General features: G+C 51.9%; 14 protein-coding genes. 3 read left to right on the top strand and 11 right to left on the bottom strand.

Features of this window, described 5'->3' with window-relative positions; genetic code table 11:
• Nucleotides 1-101 precede the first annotated feature (101 nt).
• From JOD20_RS05485 to JOD20_RS05440, 10 genes are all read right to left on the bottom strand, one after another.
• Nucleotides 102-650, bottom strand: coding sequence for a GNAT family N-acetyltransferase (locus JOD20_RS05485; RefSeq protein WP_204754293.1), 549 nt, complete (start codon nt 648-650; stop codon nt 102-104).
• Nucleotides 651-769: 119 nt separating this feature from the next.
• Nucleotides 770-1,843, bottom strand: coding sequence for an NADH-quinone oxidoreductase subunit NuoH (gene nuoH, locus JOD20_RS05480; RefSeq protein WP_110513452.1), 1,074 nt, complete (start codon nt 1,841-1,843; stop codon nt 770-772).
• A 3-nt stretch (nt 1,844-1,846) separates the two neighbouring features.
• On the bottom strand, nt 1,847-4,588 hold the full coding sequence (gene nuoG, locus JOD20_RS05475) for an NADH-quinone oxidoreductase subunit NuoG (protein WP_204754292.1): 2,742 nt from the start codon (nt 4,586-4,588) through the stop codon (nt 1,847-1,849).
• A 124-nt stretch (nt 4,589-4,712) separates the two neighbouring features.
• On the bottom strand, nt 4,713-5,099 hold the full coding sequence (locus JOD20_RS05470) for a GxxExxY protein (protein WP_204754291.1): 387 nt from the start codon (nt 5,097-5,099) through the stop codon (nt 4,713-4,715).
• Nucleotides 5,100-5,218: 119 nt separating this feature from the next.
• Complete coding sequence (nuoF, locus tag JOD20_RS05465) at nt 5,219-6,487, bottom strand: NADH-quinone oxidoreductase subunit NuoF (RefSeq protein ID WP_054534142.1); 1,269 nt, start codon at nt 6,485-6,487, stop codon at nt 5,219-5,221.
• Nucleotides 6,488-6,578: 91 nt separating this feature from the next.
• Nucleotides 6,579-7,103: a complex I 24 kDa subunit family protein gene (locus JOD20_RS05460; RefSeq protein WP_152976594.1), complete on the bottom strand. Its 525-nt coding sequence runs from the start codon at nt 7,101-7,103 to the stop codon at nt 6,579-6,581.
• A gap of 14 nt (nt 7,104-7,117) precedes the next feature.
• Nucleotides 7,118-8,386, bottom strand: a complete 1,269-nt coding sequence (gene nuoD, locus JOD20_RS05455) for an NADH dehydrogenase (quinone) subunit D (RefSeq protein WP_204754290.1) — start codon at nt 8,384-8,386, stop codon at nt 7,118-7,120.
• Nucleotides 8,387-8,392: 6 nt separating this feature from the next.
• Nucleotides 8,393-8,908, bottom strand: a complete 516-nt coding sequence (locus JOD20_RS05450) for an NADH-quinone oxidoreductase subunit C (protein ID WP_110513446.1) — start codon at nt 8,906-8,908, stop codon at nt 8,393-8,395.
• 146 nt (nt 8,909-9,054) lie between these two features.
• Nucleotides 9,055-9,594 (bottom strand): NADH-quinone oxidoreductase subunit B, encoded by a 540-nt coding sequence (locus JOD20_RS05445; protein WP_110513445.1) that lies wholly within the window; start codon nt 9,592-9,594, stop codon nt 9,055-9,057.
• A complete protein-coding gene (locus tag JOD20_RS05440) occupies nt 9,585-9,941 on the bottom strand; it encodes an NADH-quinone oxidoreductase subunit A (protein ID WP_239583730.1) in 357 nt (118 codons plus the stop codon). The genes JOD20_RS05445 and JOD20_RS05440 overlap by 10 nt, the downstream gene beginning before the upstream one ends.
• A gap of 671 nt (nt 9,942-10,612) precedes the next feature.
• Between JOD20_RS05440 and JOD20_RS05435 the strand changes: the two genes are divergently transcribed.
• A complete protein-coding gene (locus JOD20_RS05435; protein ID WP_204754288.1) occupies nt 10,613-11,518 on the top strand; it encodes an ATP-grasp domain-containing protein in 906 nt (301 codons plus the stop codon).
• On the opposite strand, the gene JOD20_RS05430 is transcribed toward JOD20_RS05435, so the two are convergent.
• Entirely contained in the window at nt 11,497-11,877 is a 381-nt protein-coding gene (locus JOD20_RS05430; protein ID WP_204754287.1) for a DUF4180 domain-containing protein, read from the bottom strand. The genes JOD20_RS05435 and JOD20_RS05430 overlap by 22 nt on opposite strands.
• 224 nt (nt 11,878-12,101) lie before the next feature.
• On the opposite strand from JOD20_RS05430, the gene JOD20_RS05425 reads away from it, so the two are divergent.
• Nucleotides 12,102-14,405, top strand: coding sequence for a lytic transglycosylase domain-containing protein (locus JOD20_RS05425; protein ID WP_204754286.1), 2,304 nt, complete (start codon nt 12,102-12,104; stop codon nt 14,403-14,405).
• A 290-nt stretch (nt 14,406-14,695) separates the two neighbouring features.
• Nucleotides 14,696-16,369 carry a ribonuclease H-like domain-containing protein gene (locus tag JOD20_RS05420; RefSeq protein ID WP_204754285.1) on the top strand — a complete coding sequence of 558 codons (1,674 nt, stop codon included), beginning with the start codon at nt 14,696-14,698 and terminating at the stop codon, nt 16,367-16,369.
• Nucleotides 16,370-16,389 lie beyond the last annotated feature (20 nt).

The following is a 16,389-nucleotide window of genomic DNA, read 5'->3' as shown; positions in this document are numbered from 1 at the left end:
AAATAAGGTAACGTTTGAGGGAAGAGTCATGAGGAATGAAAATTTTTCTTCATAATTCATCCCTCATCCTTCATCCTTATTCATCCCTCATCCTTCATCCTTTATTCAACGGCGGCATTCAAGCGCACATAATGAATATGATCTTCCCAGATGCCATTGATTTTGAGATATTTACGCGCCAGGCCTTCGTGCTCAAAGCCTAGCTTTTCGACCACCCGAATCGAGCGTTGATTGCGCGGCATAATGTTGGCTTCGATCCGATGTAGGCGCAAATCGACAAACGCATATTCAATCACTGCCTGCAAGGCTTCGCTAATATAGCCGCGCTTGGCGTAGGCTTGATGAATTTCGTAGCCCAGATGGCACGACCAAAAGGCACCACGTACAATGTTGCGCAAGGCCACCATGCCAATAATTGCTGGCTGATCGATTTCGGTGATCCAAAGGGCTAAGCCCTGCTCGCGATCACGCCCAATGCGATCGCTGCGCAAGCGTTCGCGCTGGCCTTCAAGCGTCAGAAAACTGGCATCCATTGTCGGCGACCAATCACGGCGAAATTCGGCATTGGCCTGATAAAACTCAAGTACACGCGGAGCATCAAATTCTTCGAGCACATGCAGTTGCAGTCGCTCAGTTTGACGTAAAAGCATCGCCATTCTCCTAAATCGAACATGCTAGCAAGAATGAGCCTTGAGTAGGCTAAAATCTTGCAGGGACAAAAAAGCACTGGTGGAATTACTCCACCAGTGCTTGCAACCAAAGCTTTGGTTTAGAGTGGGTTGGTCAAGACGACGATCACAGCGGTTGCCACGACGGTTGCCAAAGAAACGGGTAACAAGCGTTTCCAACCAAAGTCCATCAGCTTGTCGTAGCGAATCCGTGGTAAGCTTGCGCGCACCCAAATCGACAAGAACAAGAAGAAGAAGATTTTGGCGGCGATGACGACAAAGCCAACCAACGCGCCCCAGTTGCCTGCAATGTCTTCGAGGTATGGGAAGCGCCAGCCACCAAGGAACATGGTTGCTGCAAAGCCACTCATGGCGATCAGTTTCATATATTCGGCCATGAAGAACAGCGCAAACTTCATCGAGCTATATTCGGTAGCATAGCCACCGACCAACTCTTGTTCAGCTTCAACCAAGTCGAAGGGTGCGCGGGTCACTTCAGCAGTGGCCGCAATCAAGAACAAGAAGAAGGCGACAAAGCCAGTTGGCGTAAAGACAAACCACTTGGGAATAAAGCCCAGCCATGTGCCAGCCTGCGCGTTGACCATCTGCACCAAATCAAGCGAGCCAAAGCCATCTGCTGAGCGCGAGGCCGTTAGCATCACTGGAACCAGCACCGAAAGCCCAAAGGCCAATTCATAGCTGATCATTTGCGCTGCCGAACGCACGCCGCCAAGCATTGAATACTTGTTATTCGAGGCCCAACCAGCAAGCGTAATCCCATACACGCCGATTGAGGTTACGGCCAAGAAATAGAGCAAGCCAATGTTCAAACTGGCGAATGCCAAGGGAATGCGCTCGCCGAACACGACCAAATCGGGGCCGAGCGGAATGACCGCAAAGATTACAATTGCTGGAATCGTCGCCAAAATGGGAGCAATCGTAAAGACCCATTTATCGGCGGTCGATGGCATAATATCTTCTTTGAACATCAACTTGACTGCATCGGCCAGCGGTTGCAAATAGCCATTGGGGCCAGCCTGATTAGGGCCGACCCGATGTTGCAAGCGCGCCAATACCTTGCGTTCCATCAGCGTGAGGTAGGCAAAGCTGGTCAATGCAGCAAATGCCAATACCACAGCGTGGATAATCATCACCCATAGTGAGCGATCTTGCATGGCCTAGGCCTCCCGACGAATGGCTACTGGCGTTGCGCCACCTTCGACGACGCTGACCAAGCCCACATTATTAACCCCAACAGGTACGACGACTACGCCTTCGGGCGCAAGTTTGGTACGGTGAACTGGCAAACTAAGGCTGCCACGACCAGAGCTAACGGTCACGCGCTCGCCATTTTTGACCCCAAGTTTATCGGCATCAACTGGGTTGAGTGCGACCACAGCTTTGGCTTTGCGGTTATTCAGCAAGTCGGTGTCGGTCAGCAACGCGCCATCATCATACAAGAAGGTTGCGCCAACCAAAGTCCATGGGCGGTCGGCAACGCTGGCTGGCGTGCTAACGCTGAATGGCTGCAAGGTTTGGATTGAGCTGGTTTCGACCGCTGCTGGCAATTGCACACCCAAGCCACCAGTATTTTGGTAGGAAGTGCCATCGAAGTAGTAGTTTTCGTTGGCTTGGCGGCCCCATTGGCCAGTTGGGCCTTGCAAGCTGGCATAGCTCACGCCTTTGTAGCCAGCAACATTGGCTTGAATATCCATCAGAATTTCTGCTGGCGAAGCATACGTCCATTCGCTGCGTACCCGGGCTTTATCTTCTTCGCGGCGGGTTTGCTTGCGGCTCTTATCGCCACCAGCAGCGCTCAAGACGGCTTCGGAAACCAATTGGTTGGCCAAGGCTTGCAAAATTTGCCAGTCGGGCCGAGCATTGATCGTTGGGCGAATTGCTTGGCGGAAGCGCTGAACGCGGCGTTCGGCGTTGGTGTATGTTCCTTCGCGCTCGGCAACGCTCAAGACTGGTAAGACCACATCGGCCAATTTGGCGGTTTCGGTCAAGAACAGCTCTTGCACAACCAACAAACCAAGTTTCTTCAAGCTTTCGGCAGCAGCAGGATTATCGCCAACGGGATCAACCCCAGCGACATACAGGGCTTTGAGTTTGCCTTCGCGGGCGGCGCTCAGCATTTGCTTGGCATCAAGGCCTGCATTGCTCAACGCTGCATAATTTGGCCCACGGTCAGGCCGCACGCCCAAATCAAGCGCGCCACGAGCATTTGCGCCTTTGAGCAAGCTAATCAAGCCGCTATTGGTAGCGCCAGCTTTGCGGGTCATTACCAAAAGGTTGGCCAAGCCAGCAGGCACGCTTGCGCCAGCGGTCAAGGCATCGCGACCATAGAAGATCACCAAGTTTTCGGCGCTGTTGATCAGCTCTGCAACTGTATTGAGCTTATCGGCGCTAATGCCGCTTGCTTGTTCATCGAGATTGAAGCCTTTGAGCGCGGCCACCAAATCGTTGAAACCACGCAAGGTTGCGCGTTTGCCATCGGCTGGCGTGCTATCGAGCAATGGCTTGAGCAAGGCGGCCAAAATGGCGCTTTCGCTGCCATATTTGTAGCGCAAGGCGTGCTTGGCAATGCTATCGAGCTTGGTTGGGCGGCCATTGAGCGTAATTACACTGCCGCCACGGGTGTTGATGCCACGAATCCGTAGCAAGTGCACTGGCGCTTCTTCTTCGGGATCTGCGCCAAACACCAGCACAACCGTGCCTTTGCCAAGGGTCGAAAGATCGGTGCCGCTGCGAATGCCATATTGCGCACCAGCGTCATCAAGCGGCAAGTCCAAGGCCGAGCCTGAGCGATGATCGATATTGGCCGAGCCAAGCGTTTCGCGGAAGAAGCGTTGGAAGGCGTAGAGATCTTCGTTGGCCAACGATGTGCCTGCCAAACCACCGATGGCTTTGCCGCCCGTGGTGCTGCGAATGCCATCAAGTTGTTGGGCAACGATGCTCAAGGCTTCTTCCCACGTTGCTTCTTGCAGTTTGCCAGCCTTGCGCACCAATGGCGTGGTCAGGCGTTGCTTGCTGGTATTGAAGTGATGGCCGAAGCGCCCACGATCACACAGCCAAATTTCATTGACTGCATCGTTTTCGCGTGGCATGACCCGTTTGATGTCGTTCGAGCGGGTATCGAAGGTCATGTTACAGCCAACTGAGCAGTGATTACAGACCGTTGGAATTGGCTGCAATTCCCAAACCCGAGCTTTGAAGCGGAAGTCGGCTGAGGTCAACGCGCCCACCGGACAGATGTCGGTGGTGTTGCCCGAGAACTTGCTATCAAATTCTGGGTCGGATTGCGAGATGATGTGCCAAGCGCGGCCACGATTGTAGAAACCTAGCACTGGATCGCCTGCAATTTCGTCTTGGAAGCGCACACAGCGGGCGCACAAGATACAGCGTTCGCGGTCGAGATAAATTAAATCGCCAAGTGGCACTGGTTTTTCAAAGTGCACTTTATCGTTGTAGTCGAAGCGAGTTTTGCCCGGCCCCCAACCCATGGTCAAGTTTTGCAATGGGCATTCGCCGCCCTTATCACAAACTGGGCAATCGAGTGGGTGGCTGGTGAGCAAGGCTTCCAACACACCGCGCTGAGCGTGCTCAACTTCGGAATCTTGGGTTACTACCACCATACCTTCGCTGACCGGCGTGGTACAGGCGGTTTGCAAGCGCGGCATCATCGCAATTACCGATTTGCCATCGGCATCAACGACGGGCTGGCGGGTGGCTGGGTCCATCTTGGGCGTTCCCACCTTGACCACACACATCCGGCACATGCCGACGGGAGCCATTTTGGGGTGATAGCAGAACACCGGAATCAGATTTTCGACCTGACGGGCAGCTTCGACGACCAAGGTGCCTTTTGGCACCGAGACCGTCTGCCCATCAATCGTCAACGTAACCATATCAGGCATGAGGCTGCCCTTTCTTGTATAAAGTACGTTTCAATTACTTTTTAGCCACGAATTACACGAATTTCACAGATTAGGTTCTTGCTTTGCCAGCGTGTTGGATGTTCATTATCATTCAACATAAGCGCTATTTTACAATTCGTTTATATTGAAGTGAATGTGCACCAAAATTTATCAACAAACCTAAGCGAAAACCAGTCAAGGTTATATAATTCAGCGTTTGAGCTTCATGTTTTGGATGTAAGGTTGATATTGCTTTTATTTCGATAATAATGCATGTATCAATCACAAAATCCGCAATGAAATCTCCAACAACTGCTTCTTTAACAACTGCTTCTTTATAGCGAACTATCAGCGGAACTTGTTCTGCAAATGCTACTTGGCGCAGCAAAAGCTCATGAGCGAGCGCTTTTTGATAGACTGACTCTAAAAAGCCTGGGCCTAGCGTTCGGTGAACTTCCATTGCCGAACCAATAACTTGATATGATAATTCGCCGTGAACAATATTGGCCATTGCTTACTCCAGTATCTGGTCAGATGCCATGGCTACATTCGTAAACTACAATGGTGGCAATAATTATTCGTGTAATTCGTGCAATTCGTGGCTAGAGCAATTGAAACGATCAATAAATCTTAGTGCTGTGCATCGATCGCTGCATCAAGCTCAGGCCGGAAGAATTTGATTGCGCTATTGACCGCTGAGACTGATGAATCGCCCAGTGGGCAGAAACACTTGCCAAGCATCTGCTTGCCAACATCAGCCAGCAACTCAATATCGCCAACTCGCCCGTGGCCTTCGTCGATCCGCTCCCAAACCTTGACCAAGAAGTGCGTGCCTTCGCGGCAGGGCGAACACTTGCCACACGATTCGTGTTTGAAGAATTCGTCGACCTTCAATGCCGCCCGCACCACCGGAACCGAGGTATCGAGCACGACCATCGCGCCTGAGCCAAGCATCGTGCCAGCAGCGGCCATATCATCCCATGTCATTGGCAAATCGAGGTGTTCCTCGGTGAGCCAGTTGGATGAAGCGCCGCCTGGAATGATGAACTTCAAGGGTAGATTTGGGTCGCGCATGCCGCCAGCCCAATCGAAAATGAACTCGCGAATCGTGATGCCCAAGGGAATTTCATAGTTGCCAGGGTTTTTGACGTGGCCGCTAATTGAAACTGCCTTGGTGCCAGGCGATTTTTCGGTACCGAACGAGCGGAACCAATCAGCGCCTTTTTCGATAATTCGTGGCACGTTGGTCAAGGTTTCGACGTTGTTGACCACGGTTGGCTTGGCATACAAGCCTGCGACTGCTGGGAAGGGTGGCTTCAAACGTGGCTGGCCAATCTTGCCTTCGAGCGATTCGAGCAAGGCGGTTTCTTCGCCACAAATGTAGGCTCCAGCGCCGCGATGGACATATATTTCCACATCGTAGCCTGAGCCAAACAAATTCTTGCCAATTAAGCCACGTTCGCGAGCTTCAGCAATTTTTTGCTCAAGGAAGCGTGCGCCATAGGCAAACTCGCCGCGAATGTAGATATAAGCGACGTTTGCGCCAATTGCAAAGGCACTGATCACAATCCCTTCGAGCAATTGATGCGGATTTTCGTCGATAATTTCGTGGTTGTTGAACGTGCCTGGCTCGCTCTCATCGGCGTTAACCACCAAATATTTGGGGTTTAATTCCTTGGGAACAAAGCTCCATTTAACCCCGGTGGGGAAGCCAGCGCCGCCACGACCGCGCAAGCCCGATTTTTTAACTTCGTCGATAATTGCGGCGGGAGTCATGCTGGTCAAGGCTTGCTTGGCCATTGCATACCCACCATTTGCCAGATACACATCGAGATCGCGAATATTTTCAATATCGCGATTGCGCATCACAATATGTTCTTTGATTTCTGTCTTAGGCATAAGCACCCTCACGAATTATGAAGTATGAATGATGAAGTATGAATATAACCGAAGCCATTTCATCCTTCAGCCCTCATCCTTCATCCTTAGACTAGCGTTCTGCAAGGCGGCCAGAGATGCTCACGGGCTTGCCAGCTTCGACATCGTTGCGCAGCTTGGTGAGCATAGCTTCGACTTTATCAGGCAAGACGCGATTGTGAAACTCTAAGTTGGCTTGCAGCACAGGGGCTTGATCGCAAGCGGCAATACATTTCACGCGGCGCAGGGTAAAGACCTTATCCTTGGTCGTTTCGCCTGCTTTGATCCCAAGCCGATTTTCTAAGTCGGCGACCAGCTCTTCAGCGCCACAGAAGCAGCATGGCACGTCGTCGCAGACATCGAGCACAATCTTGCCAACGTCTTCGTTATAAAAGAGTGTATAAAAACCTACGACCTCAAAAACATCGGTATAGGGCAAATCGAGAATCTCGGCCACTTCGCGAATTGAATCGCGATTCAAGCGACCATAGACATCTTGGGCCAAATATAACAACGGCAACAAGGCCGAGCGTTTGCGATCGACAGGGTAACGGGCCAAAATTCCATCAATTTCAGCCTTGTGTTGTTCGTACAGCACCAGAGGCTCCTTACTTAACGATCCACTTCCCCAAGCACCGGATCGATGCTCGCAATCAATGCCACCAAGTCGGCCATCAATTTGCCTTTGGCGATGTGGGGCAAGGCTTGCAAATTAATAAATGAAGGTGCGCGGAAGTGGACACGCCATGGTTGGGGAGTGCCATCGCTCACCACATAACAGCCAATTTCACCCCGTGGTGATTCGATTGCCATATAGGCGGAACCACGCGGTGGGCGGAAGCCTTCCGTCCACAGCTTAAAGTGGTGAATGAGCGATTCCATGCTGTAGGTAATTTCGCTCTTTGGTGGTGGCGCAACTTTCCGGTTATCGGTGATGTAGGGCTGGCCATGCATTTGCTTCAGCCGCTCGATCGCTTGGCGGGCAATCTTGACGCTTTCGCGCATTTCTTGCACGCGGCAACGATAGCGGTCGTAAATATCGCCATTATGGCCAACTGGCACATCAAATTGGTAGGTTTCATAGCCGCTGTAGGGCATAGTTTTGCGCAAGTCCCAATCGACTCCGCTGGCGCGCAGGTTTGCGCCCGACAAGCCGAGGGCAATTGCATCGGCTGCATTGACCACGCCTACGCCGAGGGTGCGTTGCTTCCACAGCAAGTTGTTGGTCAACAAATCTTCGTATTCATCGACCTTGGGCAAAAAGTGGGTCAAGAAATCTTCGACGGTTGGAATGAAGTCGGCGGGAATATCCCACGCCAAACCACCAACGCGGAAATAGCTGGTCATCATGCGTGCGCCAGTCAGCATTTCGAAAATATCGAGAATGTATTCGCGTTCGCGCATTGCATAGAAGAAGACACTCATCGCGGCCAAGTCGAGCGCGTGCGTGCCCAACCAAACCAGGTGCGAATTGATGCGGGTAATTTCCAGCAACAACACCCGCAAGGTTTGGGCGCGTTCTGGCACATCTTGCTTCATCAACTTTTCGATCGCTGCCACATAGACCATATTGTTTGACATTGGCGCAAGGTAATCCATGCGGTCGGTCAGCACAATCGATTTGGTGTAGGTTTTGGTTTCGATCGTTTTTTCGATGCCCGTGTGCAAAAAGCCTACGTCGGGCGCAAGTTGCACCACGTTTTCGCCATTCAATTCAACGGCTAGGCGCAACACCCCGTGGGTTGAAGGGTGTTGGGGACCCATGCTCAAAATCATGGATTGCTCGCCGTTTTCATCAGGCTCGTTATCTAAGGCCACCGCCGCAATTTGCGACGGGGTTGGAATTTCAATATTGGGGTACGCATGTGCGTGCATCACCATAGCGCATTACTCCTTCGCGAAGGGCTTATTGGCGTAAATCCAATCTTCGTTATGGGTGAAGGCCACTTCCTCATAGCCCAATGGATGATCTTTGCGCTGTGGATGGCCTAACCAATCTTCGGGCATCAAAATGCGTTCGAGGCCAGGATGCCCAGTGAAGATAATGCCAAACATATCGTAGGTTTCGCGCTCTTGGAAGTTGGCGGTTGGAAATAGCAAAGCCAAGGTTGGGATGGTTGGGTCAGCTTCGGGCACTTCGATATGTAAGGTGACCCGCATTTTATTTTGGAACGAGGTTAAATGCACAACGACCTCGAAGCGTGGCTCACGCCCAAGGTAATCGACCCCGCAGAGTTGATTTAAGAAGGTAAAGCTGAGGTCTGGCTCATCGCGCAGCCAACCAGCGACTGCTGGCAACAGCTCACGTTCGACTGTGAAGCACAGATCGCCTGCTTCATCGCCAATGCGAACGGTCGGGAATTGGGCAGAGACGCGCTGCTCCAAGGTTGCTCTATCTATCATAGCTTCCTCAATGAAGAGTGACGTAGCCACGGCGAAACGCTGCTCCATTGAGAAGACAGCGTAATGATTGCCCCAAATACGGCGTAGGGCAAGGCGCTTGATCGCCGGTGATCAAGGCCGCTTGCCCCACGCTCAATTGGCGACATTTAGCCAAGTGGCTTAAGTGCGCCACGTTCTGCTTGTTCGATCCGAACTGGCTTACCATCGGCATGATCGGTAATTTTGTCGCGCTTGATCTTTTCGTGCAATTGCAAAATTCCGTCGATCAAGGCTTCTGGGCGGGGTGGGCAGCCAGCAACATAGACATCGACTGGCACAATTTCATCAACACCCTGCACGATGGCATAGTTGTTGTAGACCCCACCACACGAGGCGCAATCGCCCATGGCCACAACCCACTTGGGTTCTGGCATTTGGTCGTAGAGGCGGCGCAAGACTGGGGCCATTTTACGGCTCACCCGCCCAGCCACAATCATCAAATCTGCTTGGCGCGGTGAGGCGCGCATCAATTCAAGCCCAAAGCGTGACATGTCGTAATTTGAGGCTTGGCCCGCCATCATTTCGATTGCGCAGCATGCCAAACCAAACAACATTGGCCACATGGCCTTGGTGCGACCCCAGTTGACGACCCCTTCGAGGGTTGTGGTAACAATCCCCAAGTCGCCAGCTTTTTCTTCTAATCCCATCGGAGCGCTCCCTTCCGCCAGATGTAGATAAAGCCAACTAGCAGAATGCCCATAAACGCGCCCATTTCGGCTAGCCCAAATAGGCCCATTTGACGGAAATAGAGTGCATAGGGCATTAAAAAGATAATTTCAATATCGAACAAGATGAACAGCATGGCAACCACATAGAAACGGACTGGCATCCGTTGCATTGCTTCGCCTAGCGGGGTCATCCCCGATTCGTAAGGGATGAGTTTGCGCTTTGTTGCCTTTTTGGGGCCAAGGATGGCTGACAGCACCAAGGCTGCAATTGGAATGACCACCCCTACAACAAAGATAATGAAGATCGGCAAAAATGGCCGTAGCATAAGCTGCTCCTCCGGCACGGACACAATCGGCATAAAGAATTATATCCCTATTGATGATTGTGTCAAAAAGGACAAAGTAGGCTCACCCGCGTTTTGCGGCAATCTGACGCGGCTAAATTGACTTTGCGTTCTAGCCCCTATCATACTCGATTCAGCCAATTTTGAGTAGCCGATAAAAGGATGAAGGATGAGGGATGAGGGATGAATACCAGAAGGCAGATTGAAGGATGAGGGATGAAGGATGAGGGATGAATACTAGAAGGCAGATTGAAGGATGAGGGATGAGGGATGAGGGATGAATAGGAGAAGGCAGAAGGCGAAAGGCAAGAATAGGTTTAGGGAGCAGAGGTCAGCGGCTAGCTGTACTGGTTCATGAGGTTAACCTCGGCTTGATCCCCTCACCCCAACCCATCTCCCATGCGATGGGCGAGGGGCTGTACCGCCATGGTTTTTGCATGATTGTGGTGAACATTGGTGCTCCCCCTCGCCCGCGTTCAGTGGAGCGGGGGTTGGGGGGTGAGGGAATGCCACGTGTTGCCAATCCAATGAAGCATTACAGCTATGGTCTATTGGAACAATAATCAAACTAATCTGTGGCTAAAAACATCCTTCGCGATGTTCGCGGTTTCTGGCTCTTTGGGTTCTTTGAGGAGCATGTATAATGTTGGATTATGCTAGTACTTTTTCCTGCTGAACCATTTAATCTGCCCCATGTTGAGCCGGTTTATGCTACGGAAGTGGCGGCTGCCGAGCAGCTTGGCCTAGCGTGGGCAGTGATCGATCTTGAGGCCTTACTCGATGGCGCGATTAAACAGGCCTTGCGCCGCCTGCCGGTTGCCGCTAGCCCAACCGTGGCCGTCTATCGCGGTTGGATGCTGAGCCTTGAGCAGTATCAGAATTTCGCCCAAGGCTTGGCAGCGCGAAATTATCAATTAATTAACGACCCTGCCAGCTATGCCTATTGCCATCATTTACCGAATGTGTTGCCGTTGCTTGGCTCTCAAACACCCGCCAGCCTTGTGTTTCCCCAAGCGCAAGGGTTGGATGCAGCCAGCATTGCCCAGCAGGCAGCAGGCTCTTTTGGCCAGCAAGCGCTGATCATCAAAGATTACGTAAAATCGCGTAAGCACGAATGGCATGAAGCCTGTTTTATTCCCAATGCCAGCGACCAAGCCCAGAGCGCCACGGTGATTCAAACCTTTATCGAGCGCCAAGGGGCCGATTTGGTTGGCGGTGTGGTGTTGCGGGCTTGGCATGCGCTAGAAATTTGGCAAACCCACCAGCAAAGCGGCATGGCCTTGGCCTACGAATATCGGAGCTTTTGGCTGGATGGTAGTTTGCTCTGGGCCACGCCGTATTGGGATCATCAGCCAAGCCAGCCAACCCCTGATTGGGCACGCTACGCCGAGCTTGCCCAACAGGTGCAAAGCCGTTTTTGGACCTTGGATTTAGCGCTAACCAAAACCGGTGATTGGCTGATTATTGAGCTTGGCGATGGTCAAGTTTCAGGCTTACCCGACCATGCCAGCGCCCACGAATTTTTGCAGGCTTTGGCTCAACGCTTGGCTGCATCGTGACGGGCAAACCAAACTTCAGCTTCGGCCACGGTGGCGCAGAAATAGCAAAAGCCTCGTTTATTTTCTTCGTAGGCCATTTCGGCAAAATATTGGCTATGGGGATAAGTGGTTAAATCCACAATAATTGCTGCATGAATACCATATTGGCGCAGCTTGGTTAAAATTTCACCAGCCTCACGGCTACTTAAATCAAAAAAGCCTAGGGTTAAATTTTCAGGATACAATACTAAATTCTCGCAACTTTCGCCCAAGCTATATTCTATAATCAGGCTAATATCACTCAGTTTTTGCAACACTGGTTGCTGTTGTGGCCCAATCAGGTAGCGCAGGGTTGGCTTTTCGATAAGCAGAAGCTCCATGCACAATTCTCCTTATTCTACAAGTAACATATCAACTGGGCTATTGAACCATACATATGCACAACAGGCCTAGGCCATTGGGTGCATTTGCGCTGGGCTTGAAGATGGATTTACTGATTGTTAAGCGAAATACTCCAAAATCTCACCAAGTTCTTAGCTAGTTGGCACGAAGTTTGCAAGCTCGCTATGCTACAATGGCTGCTATGAAGCGCGATGAGATTCTTATGCTGAAAAAATTTCCTCAAGTGGCATTAATAGTCCTGCTGTTAGCGAGTTGTAGCCGCGATGTTGTCGGCCAACCAACGCCTACGCCGCTGCCGTCGCCTGGCCAATTGTTGCAACAAGCAGAGCAACATCAACAGGCCGATCAAGTTGATCAGGCCTTGAGCGATTATCAACAGGTGTTGTTGCAATATCCCGATGCGCCCGAAGCGCGGGTTGCCAAGTTTGGCATTGGCTATAGTGCCTTTTTGCGCCACGATTGGCCCGCAGCTTGGTCGCAATTAAGCTCGTTCATTAACGAGCAAATTCATGATCAATGGCATTTGCGGGCTTTGTTTTTGCTGGGTCGGGTTGCCGAAATTCAAGGCGATCATACGGTGGCCATCCAAGCCTATCAACAATATGAAGATCTTAAAGGCTTGTTGAGTGGCTATGCAGCCCAGCGCCGCGCCGCCCAACTCCAAGCAACCAACCAAACCGACCAAGCAATTGCGGCCTACGCTGCCAGCGGTCGCTATGATATGGCTGGGCCTGAACGGGTCGCTAGCTTAAACAAAGCGCTCGAATTTTATGATCAAGCTGGTCAGCCAGCCCAAGCCCTTGCTCAGCTCGAAGTAATTTTGAGTTTTGCCCGCACGCCGAGTTTTCGCGCAACGACCTTGCTGGATGCAGCCCGTAGAGCACAAAACTTGGGTAATACGGAACAAGCCAAAGCATGGCTACGCGAAATCATCAACCAGCACCCAACCATGAGCGAAGCACCAATTGCGCTTGATGAATTGGCAGCGTTGGGTGAATCAACGCCTGTGCTGGCTGCCGCAGGCATTGCCTACAGCCATGGCGAGTATCTTGATGCGGTGAGTTTGTTTGACCAAGTGCTTGCCAATGGCCTGAGTGGCGAGGAAGGCGCTGAAATCGAGCGCAAACGAGCTTTGGCGTTGCGCCAACTCAACGATTTTGCTGGCGCACAAGCAGGCTTCAATAGCATTGCCGAACGCTTTGCTAGCTTGCCGATTGGCCGCCAAGCGCGGCTAGATGCGATTCAGACCCAAGGCCAAGCAGGCGATCGCGAAGGCTCGCGTTTAGCATATTTGGCCTTTGTCGAAAGCTATCCCGATGATCCGTTAGCGCCCGAAGCTTTGCGCCGCGTGGTCGAAATTACCTCGTGGAGCGGCGATCCTGCTGCCACTGCTAATGCCCAAATTATGCTTGGCCAGCGCTACCCATGGAGCCGCGAGGGCCAACAAGCCTTGCATGCTGCTGGGCGCTATGCGTGGGATACTGGTCAAGTTGAGCAGGCGGCGGCTGTCTGGCAATTGCTGGGCGATAGCAACATTGGCCCACCGCGCGCCGAAGGCTATTATTGGCTTGGCCGCTTGGAAATTAGCCGTGGCAATCGCGAAAAAGGCGAGCAATTGTTGCGCTCGGCTCAGGCTGCTGATCCCAATTCGTATTATGCGGCGCGGGTTGCCGATGCACTCAATATTAACGATGGCGACCAATTGCCGATTGGTGCGCCGATTAGCCCCGAGGCCGAGCAAGCAGGCTGGCAATGGATCGCCACCTGGTCGACCGCGCCAACCAGCGATACCTTGGATACCGAGCCATATAGCTTGCGCGCCGAAGAATTAAGCTGGACAGATTTGCATAGCGAAGCCCAAGCAGAGTGGATTGCCGCCCGCGATGCAGCTTTGGATAATCCATTTAGCATCTATCGGGTAGCCTTGGCAGCGATGCGCAGCGATAAGCCGTATGCGGCGGTAACTACGGCTCAGCGGTTGGTGCAGCTTGCGCCAATTGAGGCTGGCGAGCCAAGCGTGGCAATTCGCCAATTGCTCTATCCAACGCCCTACCCCAGCGCCATGATCACCAAAAGCCAAGAATTTGGGCTTGATCCACGGGTGCTGTATGCCTTGATGCGCCAAGAGAGTACTTTCAACCCGAATGCAACTTCGTGGGTTGGGGCGCGTGGCTTAGCCCAAGTAATGCCAACCACCGGCGAGGGGATTGCCCAAAATTTGGGCATCCAAGGCTTTAGCGTTGATGATTTGTATAATCCAGTGACCTCGATTCGCTTTGGTGCTTATTACATCGATGCCCAAATTGAATATATGAATGGCAGTTTGCCCGGCGCGTTTGCTGCCTACAACGGCGGCCCCGGCAATGCAGAGCGTTGGGCTGATGGCCGAATTGTGGCCGACCCCGACCGCTTTATTGAAATTATCGATTATGCTGAAACTCGCCATTATGTTGAGATTGTCTACGCCAACTATGGAGCCTATCGGCGCTTATATCAGCAACCGTAAAGAGCATAGGATTTGGGGATCGGTTGTTGGGGATCGGGGACTGGCTTGTATTTGATCCACGAAGGACACGAAGATGAGGCTATGGGCTATAGGCAATAGGCTATCGGAACGATTTTTGGCATGATACGCCAAGCTCCGCGCACCGAGAGCCAAAAGCCAATAGCCTTCTATCCCTCTTTTGACTTTTGACTTCTGCCTTTTGATGTTACGTTCATCCCTCATAATTCATCCTTCATCCTTTTCTTATGGTATGCTTACAGTATTTGCCAGCCGTACCAGAGGGATGTTGTATGCTCCACGTATCGAACGATCTGCGGGTATTGTTAGAAACCCAAGCCATTGTTGGCGACGATTGGTTGCCGCCAACCAAAATTCGGGCGCTCTACCTGAATGATCCCGCAGCGATTTGGCTTGAGCATCATGGCGCGGCCCATGGTTTTGCCCCCGAAACCCTCAGCTATGCCTTTTTGGATTTTTTGGCCGAAAAAGGCCAGCAATTTGAGCAAGCTTGGCTTAAACGCAACGCGCCCGAAGCAGTGCAGGTGTGTGATCAGCCCTACGAGGGTCGCGAAGCTCAGCGGGTGTTGCAAACGCTTGATCTGATTCAAGCTGGCGTACCCGTGATTGCCCAACCAGCCTTGTGGTGGCCTGCCGAGCGGATTTTTGGCACGCCCGATTTGATTGTGCTGAGTTCGTGGTTTCGCGAGCGCTACCCTGAACAAGCGCATTTGGTCGGCGAGACTGAGCATTATTTGGTGCTCGATTTGAAGTTTTCCAGCAATCTCGATAAGCGCGAAAAGGCTGCCGATTTGAGTTGCTACAGCGCTCAAACCCGCATGTACAGCTATATGTTGGGCCAGATTCAGGGCATTATGCCCCAGCATGCCTTCTTAATTACTCGCGATCGTTTACATAATCCGATTCCAATTCCTATTGAAGTGCAGCTTGGCCAGCCACTTGATGTAGATATTCGCCAAAATTGCGAGCGCTATTTTGAAATTGTGCGGGTTGGTGGCCAATATGTGCCGTGGAATGATCCAATTGTGCAGCTGAACCCCAACGTGAGCGATGAACGCTGGAGCAAAGCCCGCGCCCAAATTCGCCAACGCCAACCAGGCGGCGAGATGTTGCGGCTGTGGAATATTGGGCCAACCGCGCAACAAAAATTAGTCAACGCTGGTATTACCACCCTGTTGGGCCTGATGAATGCCGCCAGCCAGAGCATTCCCAAGGGCATTATGAAATTTCCCGACCCGATGAAGGCGATTATGCAGGCCAATCACACAGGCGTTGCGTTGCGTACGCCAGGCATTGCCCCAGCCGCCAAACAATGGGAATTTTTTGTTGATTTCGAGTTTTTTAGCAATCTCAATGTTGATTTCGAGCAGCAATGGCCTCAGCTCAAAGGTACGCCCATGATCTTTATGATTGGGATTGGTTGGCTGGCTGATGGGCAATGGCACTATCGCGAATGTATTGCCGAGCGCGAAGATCATGCTGCTGAACAAGCACTTTTAGCCGAATTTATTGCAATTTTACAGGCCCAAACCAATAATCAACTCGACCAAGCAGTGCTGTACCATTGGCATAATGCAGAGCCGGTGGAATGTCGCCATGCTGCTGCGCGCCATCAATTGCCCAACGATCATATTTTGCTCAATTTGCCATGGTTCGATTTGAAAAATGTGCTGGTTAATAATGCGTGTGCTGTGCCTGGCGCGTGGGATTATTCGCTCAAGAGCATTGCCAAGGCCTTGGCGGCGCTTGATGCGCAATATGACCCAGCGTGGCCAACCGATTTGGCTGATGGCGCACAAGCGCAGTTGGTTGGCTGGTATGCCTATCGCCAAGCTGAGCCACGGGCCAGCGCCGAAATGCAACTGCTTAGCCGCTATTTAGAGGCCGATTGCCGTGCCACATGGAAAATTTTGGCTTGGCTGCGCGCCGACGATCCTGCTCGTTGAGCAGAATGAGCAAGTTTGGG

This window comes from Herpetosiphon giganteus, from assembly GCF_016907925.1.
Taxonomy (GTDB): Bacteria; Chloroflexota; Chloroflexia; order Chloroflexales; family Herpetosiphonaceae; genus Herpetosiphon; species Herpetosiphon giganteus.
Note: the sequence above shows the minus strand (reverse complement) of the source record. Positions and strands in the feature narration are given on the sequence as shown.